The organism is Fictibacillus arsenicus (assembly GCF_001642935.1).
Taxonomy (GTDB): domain Bacteria; phylum Bacillota; class Bacilli; order Bacillales; family Fictibacillaceae; genus Fictibacillus; species Fictibacillus arsenicus_B.
Map to the genome: position 1 here is coordinate 2,932,247 of NZ_CP016761.1, position 17,113 is coordinate 2,949,359.

17 protein-coding genes and 1 pseudogene are annotated in these 17,113 nt (G+C 33.0%); 5 read left to right on the plus strand and 13 right to left on the minus strand.

Features of this window, described 5'->3' with window-relative positions:
* Nucleotides 1–393 precede the first annotated feature (393 nt).
* Entirely contained in the window at nucleotides 394–2,958 is a 2,565-nt protein-coding gene (locus tag ABE41_RS15045; protein ID WP_066291968.1) for a helicase C-terminal domain-containing protein, read from the minus strand.
* 139 nt (nucleotides 2,959–3,097) lie between these two features.
* On the opposite strand from ABE41_RS15045, the gene ABE41_RS15050 reads away from it, so the two are divergent.
* Nucleotides 3,098–4,831, plus strand: coding sequence for an ATP-dependent nuclease (locus ABE41_RS15050; RefSeq protein WP_066291979.1), 1,734 nt, complete (start codon nucleotides 3,098–3,100; stop codon nucleotides 4,829–4,831).
* 126 nt (nucleotides 4,832–4,957) lie between these two features.
* Here ABE41_RS15050 and ABE41_RS20735 read toward each other — a convergent pair.
* The 5 genes and pseudogenes from ABE41_RS20735 to ABE41_RS15070 form a co-directional block, all read right to left on the minus strand.
* Nucleotides 4,958–5,077, minus strand: a pseudogene (locus ABE41_RS20735) (type I restriction enzyme endonuclease domain-containing protein); the annotation flags it as partial.
* Nucleotides 5,078–5,107: 30 nt separating this feature from the next.
* A complete protein-coding gene (locus ABE41_RS15055; protein WP_083207960.1) occupies nucleotides 5,108–6,199 on the minus strand; it encodes a site-specific integrase in 1,092 nt (363 codons plus the stop codon).
* Nucleotides 6,200–6,484: 285 nt separating this feature from the next.
* On the minus strand, nucleotides 6,485–7,453 hold the full coding sequence (locus ABE41_RS15060) for a tyrosine-type recombinase/integrase (protein WP_066291982.1): 969 nt from the start codon (nucleotides 7,451–7,453) through the stop codon (nucleotides 6,485–6,487).
* A gap of 18 nt (nucleotides 7,454–7,471) precedes the next feature.
* A complete protein-coding gene (locus ABE41_RS15065) occupies nucleotides 7,472–8,548 on the minus strand; it encodes a tyrosine-type recombinase/integrase (RefSeq protein WP_066291985.1) in 1,077 nt (358 codons plus the stop codon).
* A gap of 6 nt (nucleotides 8,549–8,554) precedes the next feature.
* Nucleotides 8,555–9,874, minus strand: coding sequence for a tyrosine-type recombinase/integrase (locus tag ABE41_RS15070; RefSeq protein WP_066291986.1), 1,320 nt, complete (start codon nucleotides 9,872–9,874; stop codon nucleotides 8,555–8,557).
* 269 nt (nucleotides 9,875–10,143) lie between these two features.
* On the opposite strand from ABE41_RS15070, the gene ABE41_RS21460 reads away from it, so the two are divergent.
* From ABE41_RS21460 to ABE41_RS15080, 4 genes are all read left to right on the plus strand, one after another.
* Nucleotides 10,144–10,275 (plus strand): hypothetical protein, encoded by a 132-nt coding sequence (locus ABE41_RS21460; protein ID WP_301336187.1) that lies wholly within the window; start codon nucleotides 10,144–10,146, stop codon nucleotides 10,273–10,275.
* A 54-nt stretch (nucleotides 10,276–10,329) separates the two neighbouring features.
* Entirely contained in the window at nucleotides 10,330–11,166 is an 837-nt protein-coding gene (locus tag ABE41_RS15075; RefSeq protein WP_066291990.1) for a hypothetical protein, read from the plus strand.
* Between the two features lie 69 nt (nucleotides 11,167–11,235).
* Nucleotides 11,236–11,361: a hypothetical protein gene (locus tag ABE41_RS21465; protein WP_301336188.1), complete on the plus strand. Its 126-nt coding sequence runs from the start codon at nucleotides 11,236–11,238 to the stop codon at nucleotides 11,359–11,361.
* A 7-nt stretch (nucleotides 11,362–11,368) separates the two neighbouring features.
* Nucleotides 11,369–11,560, plus strand: coding sequence for a helix-turn-helix domain-containing protein (locus tag ABE41_RS15080; protein ID WP_066294896.1), 192 nt, complete (start codon nucleotides 11,369–11,371; stop codon nucleotides 11,558–11,560).
* A 646-nt stretch (nucleotides 11,561–12,206) separates the two neighbouring features.
* Here ABE41_RS15080 and ABE41_RS15085 read toward each other — a convergent pair.
* From ABE41_RS15085 to ABE41_RS15115, 7 genes are all read right to left on the minus strand, one after another.
* Nucleotides 12,207–12,536 (minus strand): HIT domain-containing protein, encoded by a 330-nt coding sequence (locus ABE41_RS15085; RefSeq protein WP_066291992.1) that lies wholly within the window; start codon nucleotides 12,534–12,536, stop codon nucleotides 12,207–12,209.
* Nucleotides 12,533–13,423: an alpha/beta fold hydrolase gene (locus tag ABE41_RS15090; protein ID WP_172827363.1), complete on the minus strand. Its 891-nt coding sequence runs from the start codon at nucleotides 13,421–13,423 to the stop codon at nucleotides 12,533–12,535. Before ABE41_RS15090 ends, ABE41_RS15085 begins: the two co-directional genes overlap by 4 nt.
* Before the next feature lie 569 nt (nucleotides 13,424–13,992).
* The gene (locus ABE41_RS15095) at nucleotides 13,993–14,442 is read right to left on the minus strand and encodes a DUF5063 domain-containing protein (RefSeq protein WP_066291997.1); all 450 of its coding nucleotides are present in this window, start codon (nucleotides 14,440–14,442) and stop codon (nucleotides 13,993–13,995) included.
* A gap of 170 nt (nucleotides 14,443–14,612) precedes the next feature.
* The gene (locus tag ABE41_RS15100; protein ID WP_066291998.1) at nucleotides 14,613–15,095 is read right to left on the minus strand and encodes a GyrI-like domain-containing protein; all 483 of its coding nucleotides are present in this window, start codon (nucleotides 15,093–15,095) and stop codon (nucleotides 14,613–14,615) included.
* Between the two features lie 58 nt (nucleotides 15,096–15,153).
* Entirely contained in the window at nucleotides 15,154–15,573 is a 420-nt protein-coding gene (locus ABE41_RS15105) for a VOC family protein (RefSeq protein WP_066294899.1), read from the minus strand.
* 27 nt (nucleotides 15,574–15,600) lie between these two features.
* Complete coding sequence (locus ABE41_RS15110) at nucleotides 15,601–16,077, minus strand: GyrI-like domain-containing protein (RefSeq protein WP_083207824.1); 477 nt, start codon at nucleotides 16,075–16,077, stop codon at nucleotides 15,601–15,603.
* Nucleotides 16,078–16,094: 17 nt separating this feature from the next.
* Nucleotides 16,095–17,105, minus strand: coding sequence for a hypothetical protein (locus ABE41_RS15115; RefSeq protein WP_066292000.1), 1,011 nt, complete (start codon nucleotides 17,103–17,105; stop codon nucleotides 16,095–16,097).
* Nucleotides 17,106–17,113: the final 8 nt, after the last annotated feature.

Consider the following 17,113-nt stretch of genomic DNA (forward strand, 5'->3'; position numbering starts at 1 on the left):
CTATATATATATTTATAATAGTACACTTATTTATAACATTTAAATATACTTTTGAATTTTTTACAAAAAATAGGCTATTGAATATAAATCGAGTTTGCATGAAACTTATTCGCACATAAATAGCCTTGGTATCTCCCTTATATACCAAGGCTTTATTCGATTGAATCTTCTATCTCAAACTTGATTAATAAAGACTTTCATAACATATTCGATAGATATATAAACCTTGTTAGATTAAGGATTTGCCACCGATTTTTACTTTAATAACATTTCAATGCTTTTCATATTTTTATTTGGCGCAAAAAATTGGCATAAAGTAAAGACGATAGTGATATGGTTTCCAATGAGAAATCTGTGTTATATCATTTAAAGTTGAATTTTTTTCTATTAACTTTAACCATTTGTAATTTTTATGTGGCTACTTTTTCTAATTGGTCTTTCAGGTAGTGAATTTAATATATCTGTATGAGTTAGATTTGCTTCTATAAGATTTTTCTCTAACTCACTGTACAAAGTTGCTGGAGTTGATTCTTTCCAAGTATCTCGGATTAACTTACGGATACGATCTGAAAGCTTATATATTTCCTCAGGTAACCATACATTCATTTCTTCTGTGGGACTCGCTGCAGGGGCAGCTTCAACATCTGGACCAGCAATCATAAGTTTCGAGTTCACCTTTATATCAGGATAGTCCTCTCTTATCCACTCTATGTGATTATGAGATTGGCCCACTTCCTTTTTTGAATATGGAGCCACCCCTCCTTTCTCACTTTTGCTTTCAATCATTATAGCAACTTCTGAAGAGAGCCAAAAATTATCTGGCCCACGACCTATACCAGATTCTTGATCAGGTCTAGTGCTTTGAAAACCAAGATAATTTCCTAACCATTTTAGAGCCTCTTCATAGACATTAGTAGAAACATTTGTTACTTGTGATAAGGCGGAGATTCTATCGTCCATTTGTGAGAAAGAGCCGTAATTAATCTCACCACGTTCTGCCAAAACTTTAAGTATACGAGCAGCTTGTGTTTCATTATCAGGAATAAGTGGGGAAACAACCGTTTTTTCTCCTACCTCTGGCATAGCACCTAATATACGAAAGCTTTTTGATGCTCTTTTAAAATATTTTTCAGCTGTTATTTCATCTCCAGCTTTTAAATAACAATAGCCAATCCAATGCGAATGCCATGCAGCAAGGCCCTTATCATGTTTAAACAACTCATCTAAATGTTGTTCCAGCTTCCTAGCTGCTTTTACATAATCCCTATTCCAGAGATGTCTAATGAAATTAACTTCAGCAATTGGAAGCTTCTCAGTCTCATCCTTCTCTGGAGCTACCTCAATTGACTCTATTTCCGATGTAACAGAAGCATTTTTTATTTCCTCTTGGTGTAATTCAGCCCAACTAGGGTTTCTTTCTAATATTGAACTTTCTAATTCCTTAAGTTCTTCTATTGAAGATAAATTTTCTGTCATCCGTTCGCCTAATTCAAGTTGTGCACTTATGTAGGAAGATAAACGATTTCTATTGTTTTTTCGTGTAATCCAATCAGCTAAATCATTACCAAGTAAATAAACAATCCCATAATCGTCATTCCCTCTGGAAATCCTACCCAAAGACTGTACTACCCTTGAAGCAATCGTACCTTGTAACGACTTTACTTCACCTAATGAATTCCACATCAATTTTTCCAGAAGACCAGTTCCTGATGGAAGTCCATCAATAACTAAGGTTCTACATGTATCGTTTGGAAAATCCATTCCTTCAAATCTTGCAGGAGCCACTAACAAGCCCGAACTAGCTGATTTAAACTCACTTACTCTTTGGGCAAAATCATCGCTAGTAAAAGTCATTTCATGAGAGCGCCAACGACGTGCTCTTCTTTCACTGTTTGAAATAACTAGAACTTTGTTAGTTTTGCTATATTCTAATAAATGATCAAACAATTTCTCCGATACTTCCTTATTTACATAAGGAGTTACTATCAATCTTTCAGACTCCCCAGCTCGTGTTTTAGGTGCTATCTTTTCACCAGGTAAAAAGCCAAACGATCTAATAAAGTCAATATTATCTTGAACAGTAGCTGAAAGAAATATTTTTCTAGTATTCCCACCCATAAATTTCAATAAATGCACTGGAGGTAAAAAGGGTGTTACTTCAATAGAGTGTGAAGTAAGAAAAACCGAACATAAATCAAGGTGATCACGTAAATACTCCCATGAATATTTTGTAGAGTGCCCAGTTGGTACTCCTTCTTCCACCATAACTTGTGCTAATTTCTTATAAGCATCCTTCCACACAAACATTGGAATGAAAAGAATTGTAGGATCATTCTTATGTACAACTACTTGTTCGAACAATTGAGAAGAGTGAACATTGCTGTAATAACCCTTTACGGTGTTTATTAGTGTAGAATAAGTTTCTGGAAATTCATTTTCGGATAAACTCAAAGTATAATGATCACGAATTATGTGAGATGCGACATGTGAATCATCAAAGATCAATCCAGAAATATCATCTTTTGCAAAACGGCTGAATCCATTAAACAAAGCTTGATAAGTTGTAATACAAAGAACTTCCCCCATATTGAATTCTCTTTCATTTTCAAATTTCCGGTTATAGTATGTAGCAACTTTTAGCCCTAAGGACTTAGCTGCATCTGCAGTTTGCTTTATTAATTGTATTGAACCGCACAGGTAAAATACTCTACCTTGTGTTTCGTTCACTAAAGCTTGTCCTTGTAATAAACCAATTACTGTTTTTCCTCCACCTGTATTTAATCCAACCACTAGATTTTCATTAGCACGTAGTTCATGCCATTCCTCCAATGCTAAATACTGACCACGCCACAAGTCGTTTAGCCCTCCACTTCTAGTTAATCCATCATATATCTTTATAGGATGTGTATCCCTTGGTACTTCCTCTTTCTTTTTAAATTTACTAAAATCAATCGGCATTATGATCCCCCTCTAGAATAAACTCATTCTTTATTTCAATTATTATATAAATAGCTAATACTCACACACTATTTTACATTACTTTTCCAATTATGATAGACTTTATATAAGTAAAATATTGTAAAAGGAGACATGATAAATGACAAAACACAATATTCCACGTCCTAGGTTAAGTAAGTTGGTTATAAGTAACTTTCGTTGTATTGGACCAAAACCTGTAGTTATTGATCTTGATGAAATTGTTGTGCTTGTAGGTCCAAATAATTCAGGGAAAAGTTCAATTTTAAGAGCCTATGAAGTTGTAATGTGCGATGGGTCAAAGAATGGAGAGTTAAACCTAGATGACTTTCCAAATGGGAAAATTGAATCTCACGCACTTCCAAAAATAGAATTACATACAGTTGTATATGATCATTCCCCAGGAGAAAAATGGATAGATGAAACTTCAGGAGAAAAAGTGGTCCGTGAACTTTGGACTTGGGCAAATATCGGGAAAGCAAAAAGACAAGGATTCAATGTGACAACTGGAGAATGGGATGATTCAGTACCATGGGGGGCAGCAAACGTTGCTAATTCTAGAAGACCCCAACCTCATAAGGTAGATGCCTTCTCAGATCCTGAAGTTCAGTCAAAGGAAATTATTAAACTTTTAACCTCAATTATAAACGATAGGGTTAAATCTTTTATTAATCCAAAGATAGACCAAGAAGAACAATCCGAGTTTGTTAAACTTCTTGAACAAGTAAAAACAATTCAAAAAAGCATTATTTCCGAATCTCAGGATGAAATTAACAAAGCACAAGATGGTATATCTGAATTAATAAAGGAAGTATTTCCTGGTTATAAAGTAGTTTTTGATTCACGCCCAGAAGATGATATTGAAAAAAGTATTAGTTTATTTAAAGCAGGTTCAAAATTATTAATGGGACCAGAGGAAGGATTTCAAAGTACAATTGATCGTCAAGGTAGTGGTGCCAGAAGAACATTGTTATGGGCGGCACTTCGCTATATTTCTGAATCCTCTTCAAAAAATGATAGACCTCATGTTTTATTATTAGATGAACCAGAACTATGTTTGCACCCCAACGCAGTTAGAGAAGCGTGTAGGGTTCTTTACGATTTGCCTAAGACAAATAAATGGCAAGTTATGGTCACAACACACTCACCTTCTTTTATTGATGTCTCTAGAGACAACACAACAATTATTAGAGTAGAGAGAAACGCTGAAGGAGAAATTGAAGGGACAACTGTTTATAGACCCAATAAGATAATGTTGAATGATGATGATAAAGTACGATTGAAATTGTTAAATATTTGTGATCCTTATGTAACTGAATTCTTTTTTGGTGGACATACAATTGTTGTTGAAGGAGATACCGAATACACAGCTTTTAAACATGTAATTTCACAGTATCCAGACCAATTTAAAGATGTTCACATTATACGCGCGAGGGGTAAAGCTACTATTATTTCACTAATTAAAATTTTGAACCATTTCGGTTCAAGGTATTCAATTTTGCATGATAGTGATTACCCTACCTTATCAAATGGAAATAAAAATGGAGCATGGACTACTAATGAAAATATACGAAATGCTGTATATTGCCACGAAGACCCTACCAAAGTACGATTAATAGCTTCCATAAGAAATTTTGAAAACGCATTTTTAGGTGAGGAAGTAAGTAAGGAAAAACCTTATAACGCATTAGTAAATCTTATGGAAAAACCAAATTCTCTAAAACAAATAAGAGACTTACTAGAAGCTTTAGTTAATCATGCTGCCCGCATTCCACACGGATTTATAGAGTGGGACGTTCTTGAGGATCTAGAAAAATCACTTAATAATAGAACAGAATTAAATCATTTTAGTTAAGAAGGTTTCGCAACCATTAAGGAGAGAATTTCTTTTAAACGGAATTCTTTTTTTTATTATTTAATAATAGATTTCTTTAAAACAAAAGAAAGTTCTAGATTAGAACTTTCTTAAATTCTTTATTCTTTATAAGTTAGTTGCCATTAATTCCGCCTGTTTCACCACTGTTTCTAACGCCATTTTTTGAAGATCAGGCGGATAGCCGTATTTCTTTAACAGTCTTCTTACAGTGATCCTCATCTTAGCACTTATTATTATCCCCTAACATTAACATATTCATTTATTGTTGAAAAAAGATTCTTCTAATCTTAGAGCAGCTTCTTCTTGGATATCATCTGTAACATGAGAATATAAATCAAGGGTTATTCCTACGCGACTATGTCCAAGTCTTTCTGAAACTACCTTAGGATTTTCTCCGTTTTTCAGCAATAAAGTAGCATGTGTGTGTCTCAAATCATGAAATGATATTTTAATCAAACCTGCCTTTTTAGTTAGCCTACTAAACTCCCGAAGAAGATTTCTAGGATCTTTAAAGTTTCCGTTAATTGAAGTAAACACTAGACCTTTATCTAAATAGTCTTCTCCTAGTTTTTCTTTAAAATTGTTTTGTATTACTTGATGTTGTTTTAAAACATCAATGATATAAGGAGATAATGAAATTTGTCTCCTAGATTTACTCGTTTTTACATCTTTTAAAAATAGCCCTTTTTCACTTGTAAATGCCAAACTTCTTGTTACATATATTTTTTTAAGATCAAAATCTATATCCTGCCATTTTAGACCAAGAATCTCTCCCCGTCTCATTCCTGTAAAGATTGCTATAATATAGATGGTTGCCTCTTCACTCAATTTAGCAGTATCTATAAATTTCTTAATATCGTTTTTAGACCAAGTATGTCTTTCTTTAATTTTCTCTTTTGGCGGCGTGGCATTAACGGCTGGATTAAATTTTAATAAACTCCATTTGATCGCCTGTTCAAATGCTCTTCTCAAAAGTGAATGTAATTCACGTATCGTCTTAGCAGAATAACCCTCTTCTAGCTTTTCATTATAAAAGCAATCTAATTGATAGGTTGATATGCTGCTGATAACTTGTTTGTTAAAATAAGGAATCAAATGACCTTTAATTAAACACCAGCTTATATCAGCTGTAGTTTCAGCCACGTTTCTTTTATAATAGGTATTAAACCAACGCTCTATAAAAATCGAAAATTCTTCCTTACTAGGCTGTAGAAAAGTACCTTGATTGACCTCATTAATGGCATTAACGAGATATTCTTGTGCTTCTTTTTTCGTTTTAAAACCACCTTTAGCCCTTTGAATTCTCTTCCCACTACCTGAGTCTCTACCAACGTCGAAACGAATCATGTAAGTGCTACCCTTTTTTACTATTGATCCCTTCAAAAAACAACCTCCATTCACCACCTTTTTACATTGTTTCCGATTTCAAACTAAATATTCTAAATATAATTAACACTTTAAAATGTGGCCACTATTCTTCCAAAACTAAATTCATAAAGTTAGTAGTGTAAAATGGCCCTTAGTTTGCAACAAAAAATGTATAATAAGACAATGAAAAGGCCCTCTGATTCTCAGAAAGCCAATTAATAGATATTTTAAGTGTGCAATTAAACACTTAGTGATGAAGATTATTTAAGTTTTTACCCTGTTTTTTATATGCTTATAAACTTCTTTATTCACTTGTAATTCCATTCCTATATTCCGAGTATAGTTTTGGTCTATATAAGTTTTTGTAGATTGTATCTTTTTATGACCTAGTAGTTGTTGGATCACTAATATTTCCGCGCCACTTTCAGCCATTATGGTTGCAAATGAATGTCTTAAACTATGAAGAGTTGAAAAAGGTAAATTAGCTTCGGCTAAAAAAAATTCAAATGCTTTCTGTAACTCTTTTAGATGTATTTTTTGTCTATTATTATTGATTAGATAGTCATTCTTGCTTAAATCATACCTATCTATATATCTCTGAAGTATCTGTCCAAATCCAACCCTTAGTATTATATATTTACTTTCCTTATTTTTTGTTTGCTTTCTATATATTGTTTCATTAACGAAGTCAATATCACATACTTTAGTGTCTAATATTTCAGATGATCTGCTCCCTGTCGTAATTAGTAACAGAAAGAAGAGCAAGTCTCTTTCCATATTTGTACTTTTTCCTATAAGACTTTGTAAAAACTTGAGCAAATCATGTCGGGTGGGAACATATTTACTCTTTTCTTGATGTGGTCTTTTGTGATCATCTATCATAAAACACATATCATCTGTTAAAATAGGGAAATCATATTTTCTATTTAAATAAAAAAAGAAACTTTGAAGTGCTCGTCTAGACTGGTGTAACCCATTATAACTTTTATGAAGATTAGCTTGAAAATACTGATCAATTAGAACTGAATCAAGTCTCGAATAAAATAAGGTTTTCCCAGAAGAGTTTACTGTTTCATAAACTTTCTCCAAGTTGACTTCTTCAACATTTTCTCCTGTTTCATTAGATAAATAAATTAAGAATTCACATAGGCGTTTTTGAAAATTCTTTTTATATAGACTGCTATAAGAAGAATGCTTAATAAATAGCTCTATTTCCTCTTTTAAATTTTTCATAAGCTCTTACCTCTTTTGTTAAATTAGATCATTGAGAAGTTCTTCAAAAGGAAACGGATAGTGATTCATCACTTGTTCTTTTAAATCTTTAGGAATGAGTTGGGTGTATATTGATGTAGTTTTAGGATCTTCATGACCCATCATTTGCATCAAGAATGGTTTCTTGATTCCGGCTTTTAAACACTTAACTGCAAAGGTATGACGAAAAGAATGAACAGTGAAATCTAATCCCAAATCAATAGAATCAAATAAATCACGGACTAACTTCTGAACACTTCTTTCCAATACCTTCTTCTCCCTAATCAAACCCTCATCTTGGCAAAAAAGATACCCTTTTAAATCCGAGTTCCACTGGGTGACACCACTCAATTTCAAATAATGCAATACAGCGGTTTTTACTTCTTTGAATATAGGAATGTACCGTTCTTTATTCCCTTTTCCTTTTCGGATAAAGATCAACCCTTCATCTACATTAAAATCACTCACTTTTAAATTTGTAAGTTCGCTAACTCTACAGCCAGTACCTAATAAAAATATAAGCATAGCTCTTTTACGGTAACCATATGTTTTTTGCAAAGCACCATTAAGTACATTTTTAATTTGTGAATCACTTAAATATCTGGGCAATGTTGTAACAGAGTTGAGAGAAAACCTATAACGCAGGTCCTTATCTAAGTAACCTTTCTCAAATGCAAATTTATATAAATTGCGAATGATTGCCATGTATTTATTCACGGTATTTATGGATAATTTATTATCTTTTCTTGGGGAACTACTCTCTAATAGAGTCAGAATAATCTCTTCATTTAATTGATAAAGTGTTATATCGCGGTGTTTTTCATTTACAAAGTTTTTAACCCGATTTAAAAAGTTTAGATACGTTATCAAAGTAGTCGAAGTCCTCTTATTTGTTCCTTCAAGCTTCTTAAGATTACATATATATTCATCAAGGATTTGAACAAAAGACATGTGTTGTTGAGGAACAGAGATATAATGGTTCTTGTTCTCAACTATATTTCGAAGCTCTTCAATCGTTATTCCTAACTCATTTACAAGTAACTCATAATCTAAATTTGTTTGTTTTTTTATTGCCATAATAATTCACCTCATATTCATAAGTGGACTTTTATCTATGGTATTTTTCAATAGTCGTTTTTTAGATCGATGTACATAATAATTGGTAGACCGCCATTCTTTATGTCCGATACTCTCAGAAACGCGCTGGAAATTATGTTCTTCTATAGCATTTGTAATTGTAGTATGACGGAAGGCTAATGCTGGATAGAGAGATTCACCAAAAGCGTGTTTATTAGCGTTATAAAATACAATGTTAATTCCACTAGGTGAAAGTGGTCCCCCTCTAGATCCCACAAACAAATGTTTTGTATTAGGCAGATATTCATTTCTTATATCAAGGTAATCTTCAATTACCTCCATTACTTCATGGCTAATTTTCACTTTTCTTCTTTCTGTTTTACTACAATGTAAAGAAAGAGTCCTTTCCACCATGTCAACATCATTTATAGTCAAGTTTGATACTTCAATTGGTCTACATCCTGTATCTAAAATAATTAAAAATACCGACAAATCCCGTGTGACATGTGGAGAGGATTCATATATAGCGTTTATTAATTCAATCATTCTTTCTTTTGGTACGTAATCATTTCTACGTTTTGATCTTCCACGTAATCCAAGGGGAATAGAGTATCTCTTGCTTATTAGAGACCGACTGATCAAAAATTTGACAAACAGCTGCACCGTTCTCAGGTAGATTGTAGCAGTTTCTAAATGAATTTCTTCCAAAGAAACTCGTGAAGATAGCATTTTTTCATACTTTCCAATCTGTTCAAATAAAAGTACTTCCTTTTTTTCTTCATAAAACACATCAATCGATAAACCATTTTGTATTAAAAATTGATTGAATTTCATAAGTTTTGTTCGATACTTAAATGAATTAGAATACTTCTTATTTCTTAAATAGGATTGAAAGTCTATTATGATTTCTGGAAGAGTATTTTTTCTTGATGAATGAGTATGATTTCTTTGATCACTCTTAGATGACTTTGACGTTGTACTTAGCAGTCTGAGATACTGCTCAAAACCTGCATCAAGGCAAATAGCTTTCTTTTCCTTCAAGTAAGTTAAATATCGGGTTAAAATCTTTTCTCTCTTTTTAAAAAGCGATGATGAATATCCTTTATAAGAATATTTCCTACTCAAGTAATCTAAGTATTTTTGATAGTCTTTCAAAGTTACTTCAGACCACTCTTTCCCTATGAAAAACGAAAAATCCATTATGATGTTTTTATATTCATTTTTTGTATTCGGATTATTTATTCTCTGTAGAAACAAAAAATCCACGATTTGATTTTCGTCTCTGTTTAGTAATTTGATATCCACTTCGTGCTTTAATAACAACATCTAATCTTTTACCTCCTTAAAATTTTCAAATTTTGGTATAATCTATTTAACAAATACGTTGTTTCGGTTACTCAAAACAATGGTGGCACACTCTTCGGAGCAAAAAAAAAATGCCTGGTAACATTGTTACCAGACATTTCCAAAAGTATTCGTGGAATCCCATTTCTACGAATATTCGCTTTATCCTACTAAAGGATATGGTAACATATTTTCCGGATTTTGGATACGATTTTCTTTTTAAAATTTCATTGAAAGGGGTGTTGGAATGAATGATGTTAACTAATTTTTATAATGATTCTTTTTATCCAGTAAATACAGGTCAAGCAAAATATCAATTCAATCCTTCATTAATCATAATCGTATCCTTTAAAGACGAATATCAAAAGAAGAGACTTTTATAAGTCTTTCATAGAGGAACTTCCATATATGACAGTAAACTTATCTTGGTGATATATATGGAGGAACAATCTGCTTTTAAAGATTTCATTGAGGGCAAAATCACAGAAGAAACTTTTTTTTCCAAGAAAACAGATAATGCGGGAAGACTATCTATTGATTTTGAGGAGCTAGATTTACTAAAAAATAATATGAACCTGTTCAGAAAATTTTTATTAGCTCTTTCATTGAAAGGGCGAATAAGGATTCTTCTACATTACCAGCTTCTCGGTATGACACACGAGAGCTTAACAGATAAATACGGAATTCCAAAGGATCAATTGAGAGTTCTTAAAGGACAGCACGATCCAAAAGAAAAATATAAAGGTGAAATTAGAACCATAATAAAAAATAATATTCCTAATGATTTGTATGCAGCTCTTGCCATCTTTACACGTTTACCTGAACCTTGGATTAGAGAAAAAGTCCCTAATTCTTTCTGGTCTGTGGCTCATTTTGAAAAAATCGCGGATTTCTTATCATTAGATGAATTTCTTGTTTACTTAAACGAAACAGAGAAGAAAGCTTTAAAATCCAAGAAAGAGAAACATAGAAGGCCAAATAACCAATGGGTATTTGATATTAGAGGGGTCATACTACAATTTAACAGCAAACATAAAATTTATCTAAGAATTGCAATATATGAATTAGGTGGATTTGTTATTGAAGTGTTTAGCGAAAAAAATGAAATATATGATTTCATAATCCTCCAAGAAATATTATTGGGTTTTGGCCCTATTCAAACAGGCTACTTTGAAACAATAATAAAAAAACGTTTAAATCCTGTAATTATTTGCAAAAGCCGTTCACAAATTTTAAATACACCAATAGAATTAAAACCGTTTATCACCTTATAGACTTTTTAAAGTCTAACATTATTTTAGTTTCTATTTATGTTCAACCTCCTAAAAAAGGAGGTTTTTCTTATGGATAAAGAAGCTAATTCCAGCCAGCAAAATTTAGAAGATCTAAAAAGAAAACAAGCAATTGAACTGCTAGAAAGTTGGAAGGAAAAACTGAAAGAAAAGAATAGTAATAATGAAAAAAAGTGAGCATAAAATGATCGTTAAAGAACAGGAAGAAAATTATCCATTGGTTCTAACCGCCAAAGATATAAGCCAGATCTTAAAAATATCGAAACCAACTGCATATGAATTGATGAATCAAACAGATTTTCCATTAATGAAAATTGGTAGATGCAAAAGAGTATTCCGGTTTGAATTCTTTAACTGGCTAAGAAATCGAGTTTGATTTTAAATCCTTTTTCTAGTATCAATGTTCAACAACAGCCTTATATTTTAATTAACGTGTTTTGTAGGAGTACAAAAAGTGAAAAAACATAAAGTATCGAATAAAATTAGCAATATTGAAAAAGCACTGAAGTCAGTGCTTTTCCACTTTTTATTAAATTAAATTATACATAGATTTCTTCAGCAAACGTACCCGTTGAATTTGTTTTAGGTTAACTGGTCAAATATATCTTTACTGGCTTCTTTTCTCCTTTAAGGTTTAGGTCTTAAATTCTCTATATCATCTATGAGCTTTTGGAGTATTTAAATGTTTTGTTTGAATGAATTGCGAAAATCGGTTAAATCCCCCATTCCTGTTGGAGACTGTTTAATTATTACAGCATCTTTCGTACTATACGATTCATATTCCTTTTTCATCTTAATTACCCCGCTAGACTTAATTTCTTTCCACAAATTTGAAGTGTTATAAATATGTATTATTCTTAATACAACTCCGCTACTTCGATAAAGCTCTTTTAACCGTTCGGTTTATCTTTATCTTCTACTTCTTTTTCAATTCCTTCTGTTAATAATCATTCACAATCCTGCTAATTTTCTTGAGGAAGGGTGATATATTTATGCAGCAATAGCACCCGATTGCGGAATAACTATCTCAGTGGTTTTCCTGAGACAATATGCCAATGCAAATGTTTTGAGTCTTGATAGGACCCTAAATTTGTAATAACTCTACAAGCTCCATTTTCTTTTGTAACCTTAGTTGCAACCTTTTTAATTACACCCAGTAGTTCTAATAATAATTCGGTATCACTGTCCTCTAATGCAATTAAAGAAGAGATATGTTTCTTTGGAATTGCAACAATATGTACCGGATAAAAAGGTCTTGTATGATTATAGGCTAATACATTTTCTGTCTCTAACACTTTATTTACGTGGGTTTTACCACTTAAAACCTCATCACAATAAAAGTCTTCAGTCATAATTCCTCTCCTCGATCTAAAAACTCTTGGACTGTCCCATTAAACTTTTCTGGTTCCTCTAATTCAGGGAAATGTGCACTGTTATTAAACAGTATGATTTCACTACTCCTTAATTCTTTATGTATTAACGTTGAAATAGGTATACCTGTATTTCGGTCAAAAACACCCGTGATAATTATAGATTGGTGATTAATGTCTTTTAGACGCTCGAGTAGTGGGATTGCAACAGGATTTTTTTGTAATGCTTTTAACATGAGTCCCGTATTTTCTAAGTTACTTTCCTCCCACATTTTTCTATTCTTTTTTGATATGTCTTGATTTTGAAACAATAATAAATCAACTGATTTACTATCTACCAATTCCCAAAACTTGTTGTATGTTTCGTCAATATTTAACCCTTTATTAAGGACATCTTGCATTTGTCTATACATTTGGTGATCAACCACCGAACAAAAACCCGTAATCTGAACCATCTTATTTATTTCTGTATTTATAAGACTGGGTCCGGATAGAACGATTTTATTTATTTCTTCTGAAGTTGCATGGGCAATCTCTAGAGCTAACTCTCCCCCAAAGGAATACCCCAGTAGATCTACTTTCTTTACATCTAACCACCTCAGTAAAGATTTAAAATCCTCAACCAACAAATCAATAGAGTAATTTGTATCATCTGAGGGTTTGCTAGTTCTACCGCATCCACGTTGCTCATAATAAATAACTGTTCTACTATTTGAGAGTAAAGGACCTATTGTTCGTTCAAATACATAATGATTCCCACCTGGACCTCCGTGTAAAACCACTAAAGGAATTGTATTATTCTCACTTCCTGCTACCCTAATCCAATGGGTAATGCCATTTAATTTTGTTTTAAATTCTCCATCCCTCAATAACAGACACCTCGATTTTGATAAAGTTCCAAACCTTTATTAGTTCAATAAAAAAGAGCACATTCCTTTCTTAAGAAATGCACCCGATTGTTGAAGAAGAATTATTATGCTTTGAAAAATCAGTTTACAACATCAAAATATTAACGAATAATAATATTATTAGCTAACTATTGGGGATGGAAAAATGAGTTCACTACTTGACTTAATGAGTTCGAAAAGTTTAGGAATATTTTGTTTTATAATTGCGTTAGTCTTATTATTCATTTCCTTTAACTATAAGGAATGGTACAGAAAGAACTTATTACTAAGTTTTAGCTTTTTTCAAATAAACATTGGAATTTTATCCATATTCGAAAATGAAACTTATTTGATTGGACTACATATAAGATTTTTTGAATACTTAGCAATAATCGGATTTTCATTGTTCCTTTTTAGTTTATCCCATGGGTTGTATGTAACTTTCAAACAGAGGCGTAGATTATGATTAAAAACTACATTATAAATAGTGTAATGTATACAAATTTTGTTCCCTTTTCAACTAACCTTTACTTAAATAAGAAAAGTGATTTTTAATTAAAATTCAATGAATGTAAGGCTCGCATTGCATTAATTGCGTGTCTACCCCAATGGATTTCAAAGTTAAATTTCCAATACCAAGTTGCTTCTACTTGTTTGTCTCTTTGGTACAATAAAACCCCTTCTTTTAAGTCTTTATAAATGTCTAAGAGGTCGTCAGTTAAACTTCCACAAACAGGTTCTTCAAATGTGTACGGTTCGAAGACTACCCAATATGTATCGTTTCTTTTAAGTTTCAAATCTGGTAAATCAAAATTCAAGTCAGATACTTCAGTGTGTTTAGGTTTAACTTCGGGAAGAGATATAGCCTGAACATATAGAGCTGAGACAGAAAAAAGAAGTTGATTTAATTTATTAGTATCGTTATTGGTAGTATAATTTTCAACTAAGTCACAAAAGGATATTGCCGAACCTAAGAAAACTTGAACTTCTTTTAAGTCCATTTCTCTTACCTCCGAATCGTTTTTAACAAAAGACTCTTACTCCACAATCTTGCTACGTTTGTTGAATAAGTTCTATAAAAAAGGCGTTAATCCCTCTTGGATCAACGCACCCGTTTGCTAAATTTCAAAGTTCTATATTACTAATGAATAAAAGGTCAATAAAAAATCGTTTATGTGACTAATTGACTCTCTTTGCTTGTAACGTTATCGATACAACTATTTATCGGTATGTAAATCTCAACTTCTTCTCCTTCCTCAACCGGATGATACATCTCGATAAAATAAGATTCCTGTGTTGGGTGATATCCGTGTTCTTTAGACCATTTTTGTAAAGAAGTGTAAAGATCGGATACAACCGTCATACTCCCTCTCGTTGAAACAAATTCACCTGATATTTCTATATACTCCATGCCAGCTGGCACTTCATCCATCTTACCCTTCACTAGGACCCCAACATAATAATGTCCTTCTTTATGATCCTCACCTTTTTTCGGTTCGAAAAGCGAAACCTCTACTCCTAAGTGGTTCTTTATTTCATCAATTCTGCTCATGAATCCTTGTGCATTTATTGGCACCTCACTTGCCAAGTTGCTGTAAAGACCTTTGTTCTTCTTCCCCACTACTTGAAACACTTTGTTTATTCTTTTATTCATAATCTATTAACCACCTTTTTAAAAAATATATATAATACTCCATTTCATCTTGCATTATTTATGGTGTAATCATGTGTAACTTTTTATATTTCGGGCTTAACTCACTCCATACATCAAACAAATTTCCACTGGGATCTTGAAATACAAAGTTCCTTCCAGCATGACCTCTGTTTTCTATTTTTCCAACATTAATTTCTTGTTCAATAAATTCATGATGCATTGTCTCTAACGTTTCAATCCCATTCACTTCAAACGTTAACGAGAAACGTTCTTCTCCGTTGAAATCCTTAAAGTTAGAGGTTTGTCCCTGGTGCGACTTTACTAAAAAAATGCTTTGATCTGCAAGGTTAAGAATCGCCTTATCTTCATCTAGGTAACTTAATTCTGCACCTAGTTTATTAACATACCAATCTTTGGAGCTATGAATGTCTGTAACTGGAATATAGGTTGTACCCACTCTTTGTAATTTTTCTTTCATTTTCATATACCCTCTTTGTAATTAGAATTATTTGATCGTATCTAGCAGTTCCACCTTAAGGTTATTAGAGTCTTCCCAAGACTGAAAAATCTCAATGTGCCATGTATTTTTTAGCCTTTTATGGCCGTTTTCCTCAGCCCATTGATGCAGTTCATCATATGCTTCAAATATTTGTTGATTTGATCCTTGAAAGTTTGCTGCAGCATACCTTTGACGTGGAATTGTTATCATTACCATATCTTTTGGGATATCTTCAAACTTCTCCACTTCCACACAGACCCAATACCCGTCTTCCTCTTCCTTTTTTGAATCAACGAAAAAAGCTCCAAATTGAATATCTTTGTTCAACAGGTGTTTAATCTCATTCAACCGATTGCTCAAGGATTTTACCGCTTTAGGAATCTCGTTTTTGTATTCGTCGTTTCCACACAACACTCTAAATCCAACAAGCTTGAGTTCTCTAACTTCTTTTACAGATAAGTTCTGTATCAACTGAACCTTCATTTACTATTCCTCCTCATTTAATTGACCCATTTCTCTGCATAATAGTTCTTCATAAAGTTATGTAGAGTCTCTAAACACTTCACACCTTCTGTCTCAGCATCTTTTGCTTTGCTTATGAGGTTGACAGCAATACTTGCATTCTCTTCTTTTGATGGATCACCACCGTGTGGAAAAGGAAACAACTCACGAAGTTCAACAAGTGCATCGACGACTATAGCGTATTGTTTTAGTGCATCGGATGCTAACTTTCTGACACCTCGCTCTACTATGTTCGCCCCGTCCCATTTGATTGTAAGATCGTGTAAGTACTTCATTGCAAACTCCCTTGCATCAGATACCACAAGTGCATTAAACGCGTTTCCGTGCGGGTCGGCATTTCCTTTTTCCAACACATCAATCCATGCATCATACGCTTTTAATCCTATCTTGTACTTACCTTCTAAGACATGCTGCCACTCTCTGCCATGAGCATGATCTAAAATTGTATCTAGACTCATCCGAAGCATCTCATATTTAGAATGAGGAAGACTCTCGCCAATTGTCGTTGTATATAGAACACCGTTTACATCTGCAAAATCTTCATAAGTTACTTCTCCGTCTTTTGAACAATCCTTCGCATAAAATACTTTTTTATCGTCGTCATACCCATAGATTAACCCGAACTCTGGTATGAACATATCGAATACAATAGCCGGTATCCCTCTATCCACAGATTCTTGAATTAACTCGATGGTTTCTTCTAATTTTTTCGGTTGCACCGGTGTTAGAGAGTCTGCGAGGTTGCTCGTAAAGCCTAGGTTACATAAGTTTTTTCGTAAGAGGTATCCTCCAGGTATTGCAGTCGGTCCGGCAACGTTGATTTCTTTTGGATCGATGTTAATGCGAAAAGCATGACCCGAGATTCCCATGACATCTACAAGATTCAGATGTTTCTTATCGGTGTATTTGATGGCTCCATGAAGCGCAGCGGCCGCTGAAGTTTTCGTTCTTAACCAACACTCTTCTTTGTTTTTATCCTTGCGTTCCAACGTTATTC

Bases quoted from the DNA above. Each gene is read 5' to 3' on its own strand.
- ABE41_RS15055 (WP_083207960.1), bottom strand. From the start codon at position 6,199: ATGATTCGTTTCGACGTTGGTAGAGACTCAGGTAGTGGGAAGAGAATT.
- ABE41_RS15050 (WP_066291979.1), top strand. From the start codon at position 3,098: ATGACAAAACACAATATTCCACGTCCTAGGTTAAGTAAGTTGGTTATA.
- ABE41_RS15080 (WP_066294896.1), top strand. From the start codon at position 11,369: ATGATCGTTAAAGAACAGGAAGAAAATTATCCATTGGTTCTAACCGCC.
- ABE41_RS15100 (WP_066291998.1), bottom strand. From the start codon at position 15,095: ATGAATAAAAGAATAAACAAAGTGTTTCAAGTAGTGGGGAAGAAGAAC.
- ABE41_RS21460 (WP_301336187.1), top strand. From the start codon at position 10,144: ATGATGTTAACTAATTTTTATAATGATTCTTTTTATCCAGTAAATACA.
- ABE41_RS15065 (WP_066291985.1), bottom strand. From the start codon at position 8,548: ATGGCAATAAAAAAACAAACAAATTTAGATTATGAGTTACTTGTAAAT.
- ABE41_RS15060 (WP_066291982.1), bottom strand. From the start codon at position 7,453: ATGAAAAATTTAAAAGAGGAAATAGAGCTATTTATTAAGCATTCTTCT.
- ABE41_RS15105 (WP_066294899.1), bottom strand. From the start codon at position 15,573: ATGAAAGAAAAATTACAAAGAGTGGGTACAACCTATATTCCAGTTACA.
- ABE41_RS21465 (WP_301336188.1), top strand. From the start codon at position 11,236: ATGGATAAAGAAGCTAATTCCAGCCAGCAAAATTTAGAAGATCTAAAA.
- ABE41_RS15045 (WP_066291968.1), bottom strand. From the start codon at position 2,958: ATGCCGATTGATTTTAGTAAATTTAAAAAGAAAGAGGAAGTACCAAGG.
- ABE41_RS15085 (WP_066291992.1), bottom strand. From the start codon at position 12,536: ATGACTGAAGACTTTTATTGTGATGAGGTTTTAAGTGGTAAAACCCAC.
- ABE41_RS15075 (WP_066291990.1), top strand. From the start codon at position 10,330: ATGGAGGAACAATCTGCTTTTAAAGATTTCATTGAGGGCAAAATCACA.
- ABE41_RS15070 (WP_066291986.1), bottom strand. From the start codon at position 9,874: ATGTTGTTATTAAAGCACGAAGTGGATATCAAATTACTAAACAGAGAC.
- ABE41_RS15110 (WP_083207824.1), bottom strand. From the start codon at position 16,077: ATGAAGGTTCAGTTGATACAGAACTTATCTGTAAAAGAAGTTAGAGAA.
- ABE41_RS15095 (WP_066291997.1), bottom strand. From the start codon at position 14,442: ATGGACTTAAAAGAAGTTCAAGTTTTCTTAGGTTCGGCAATATCCTTT.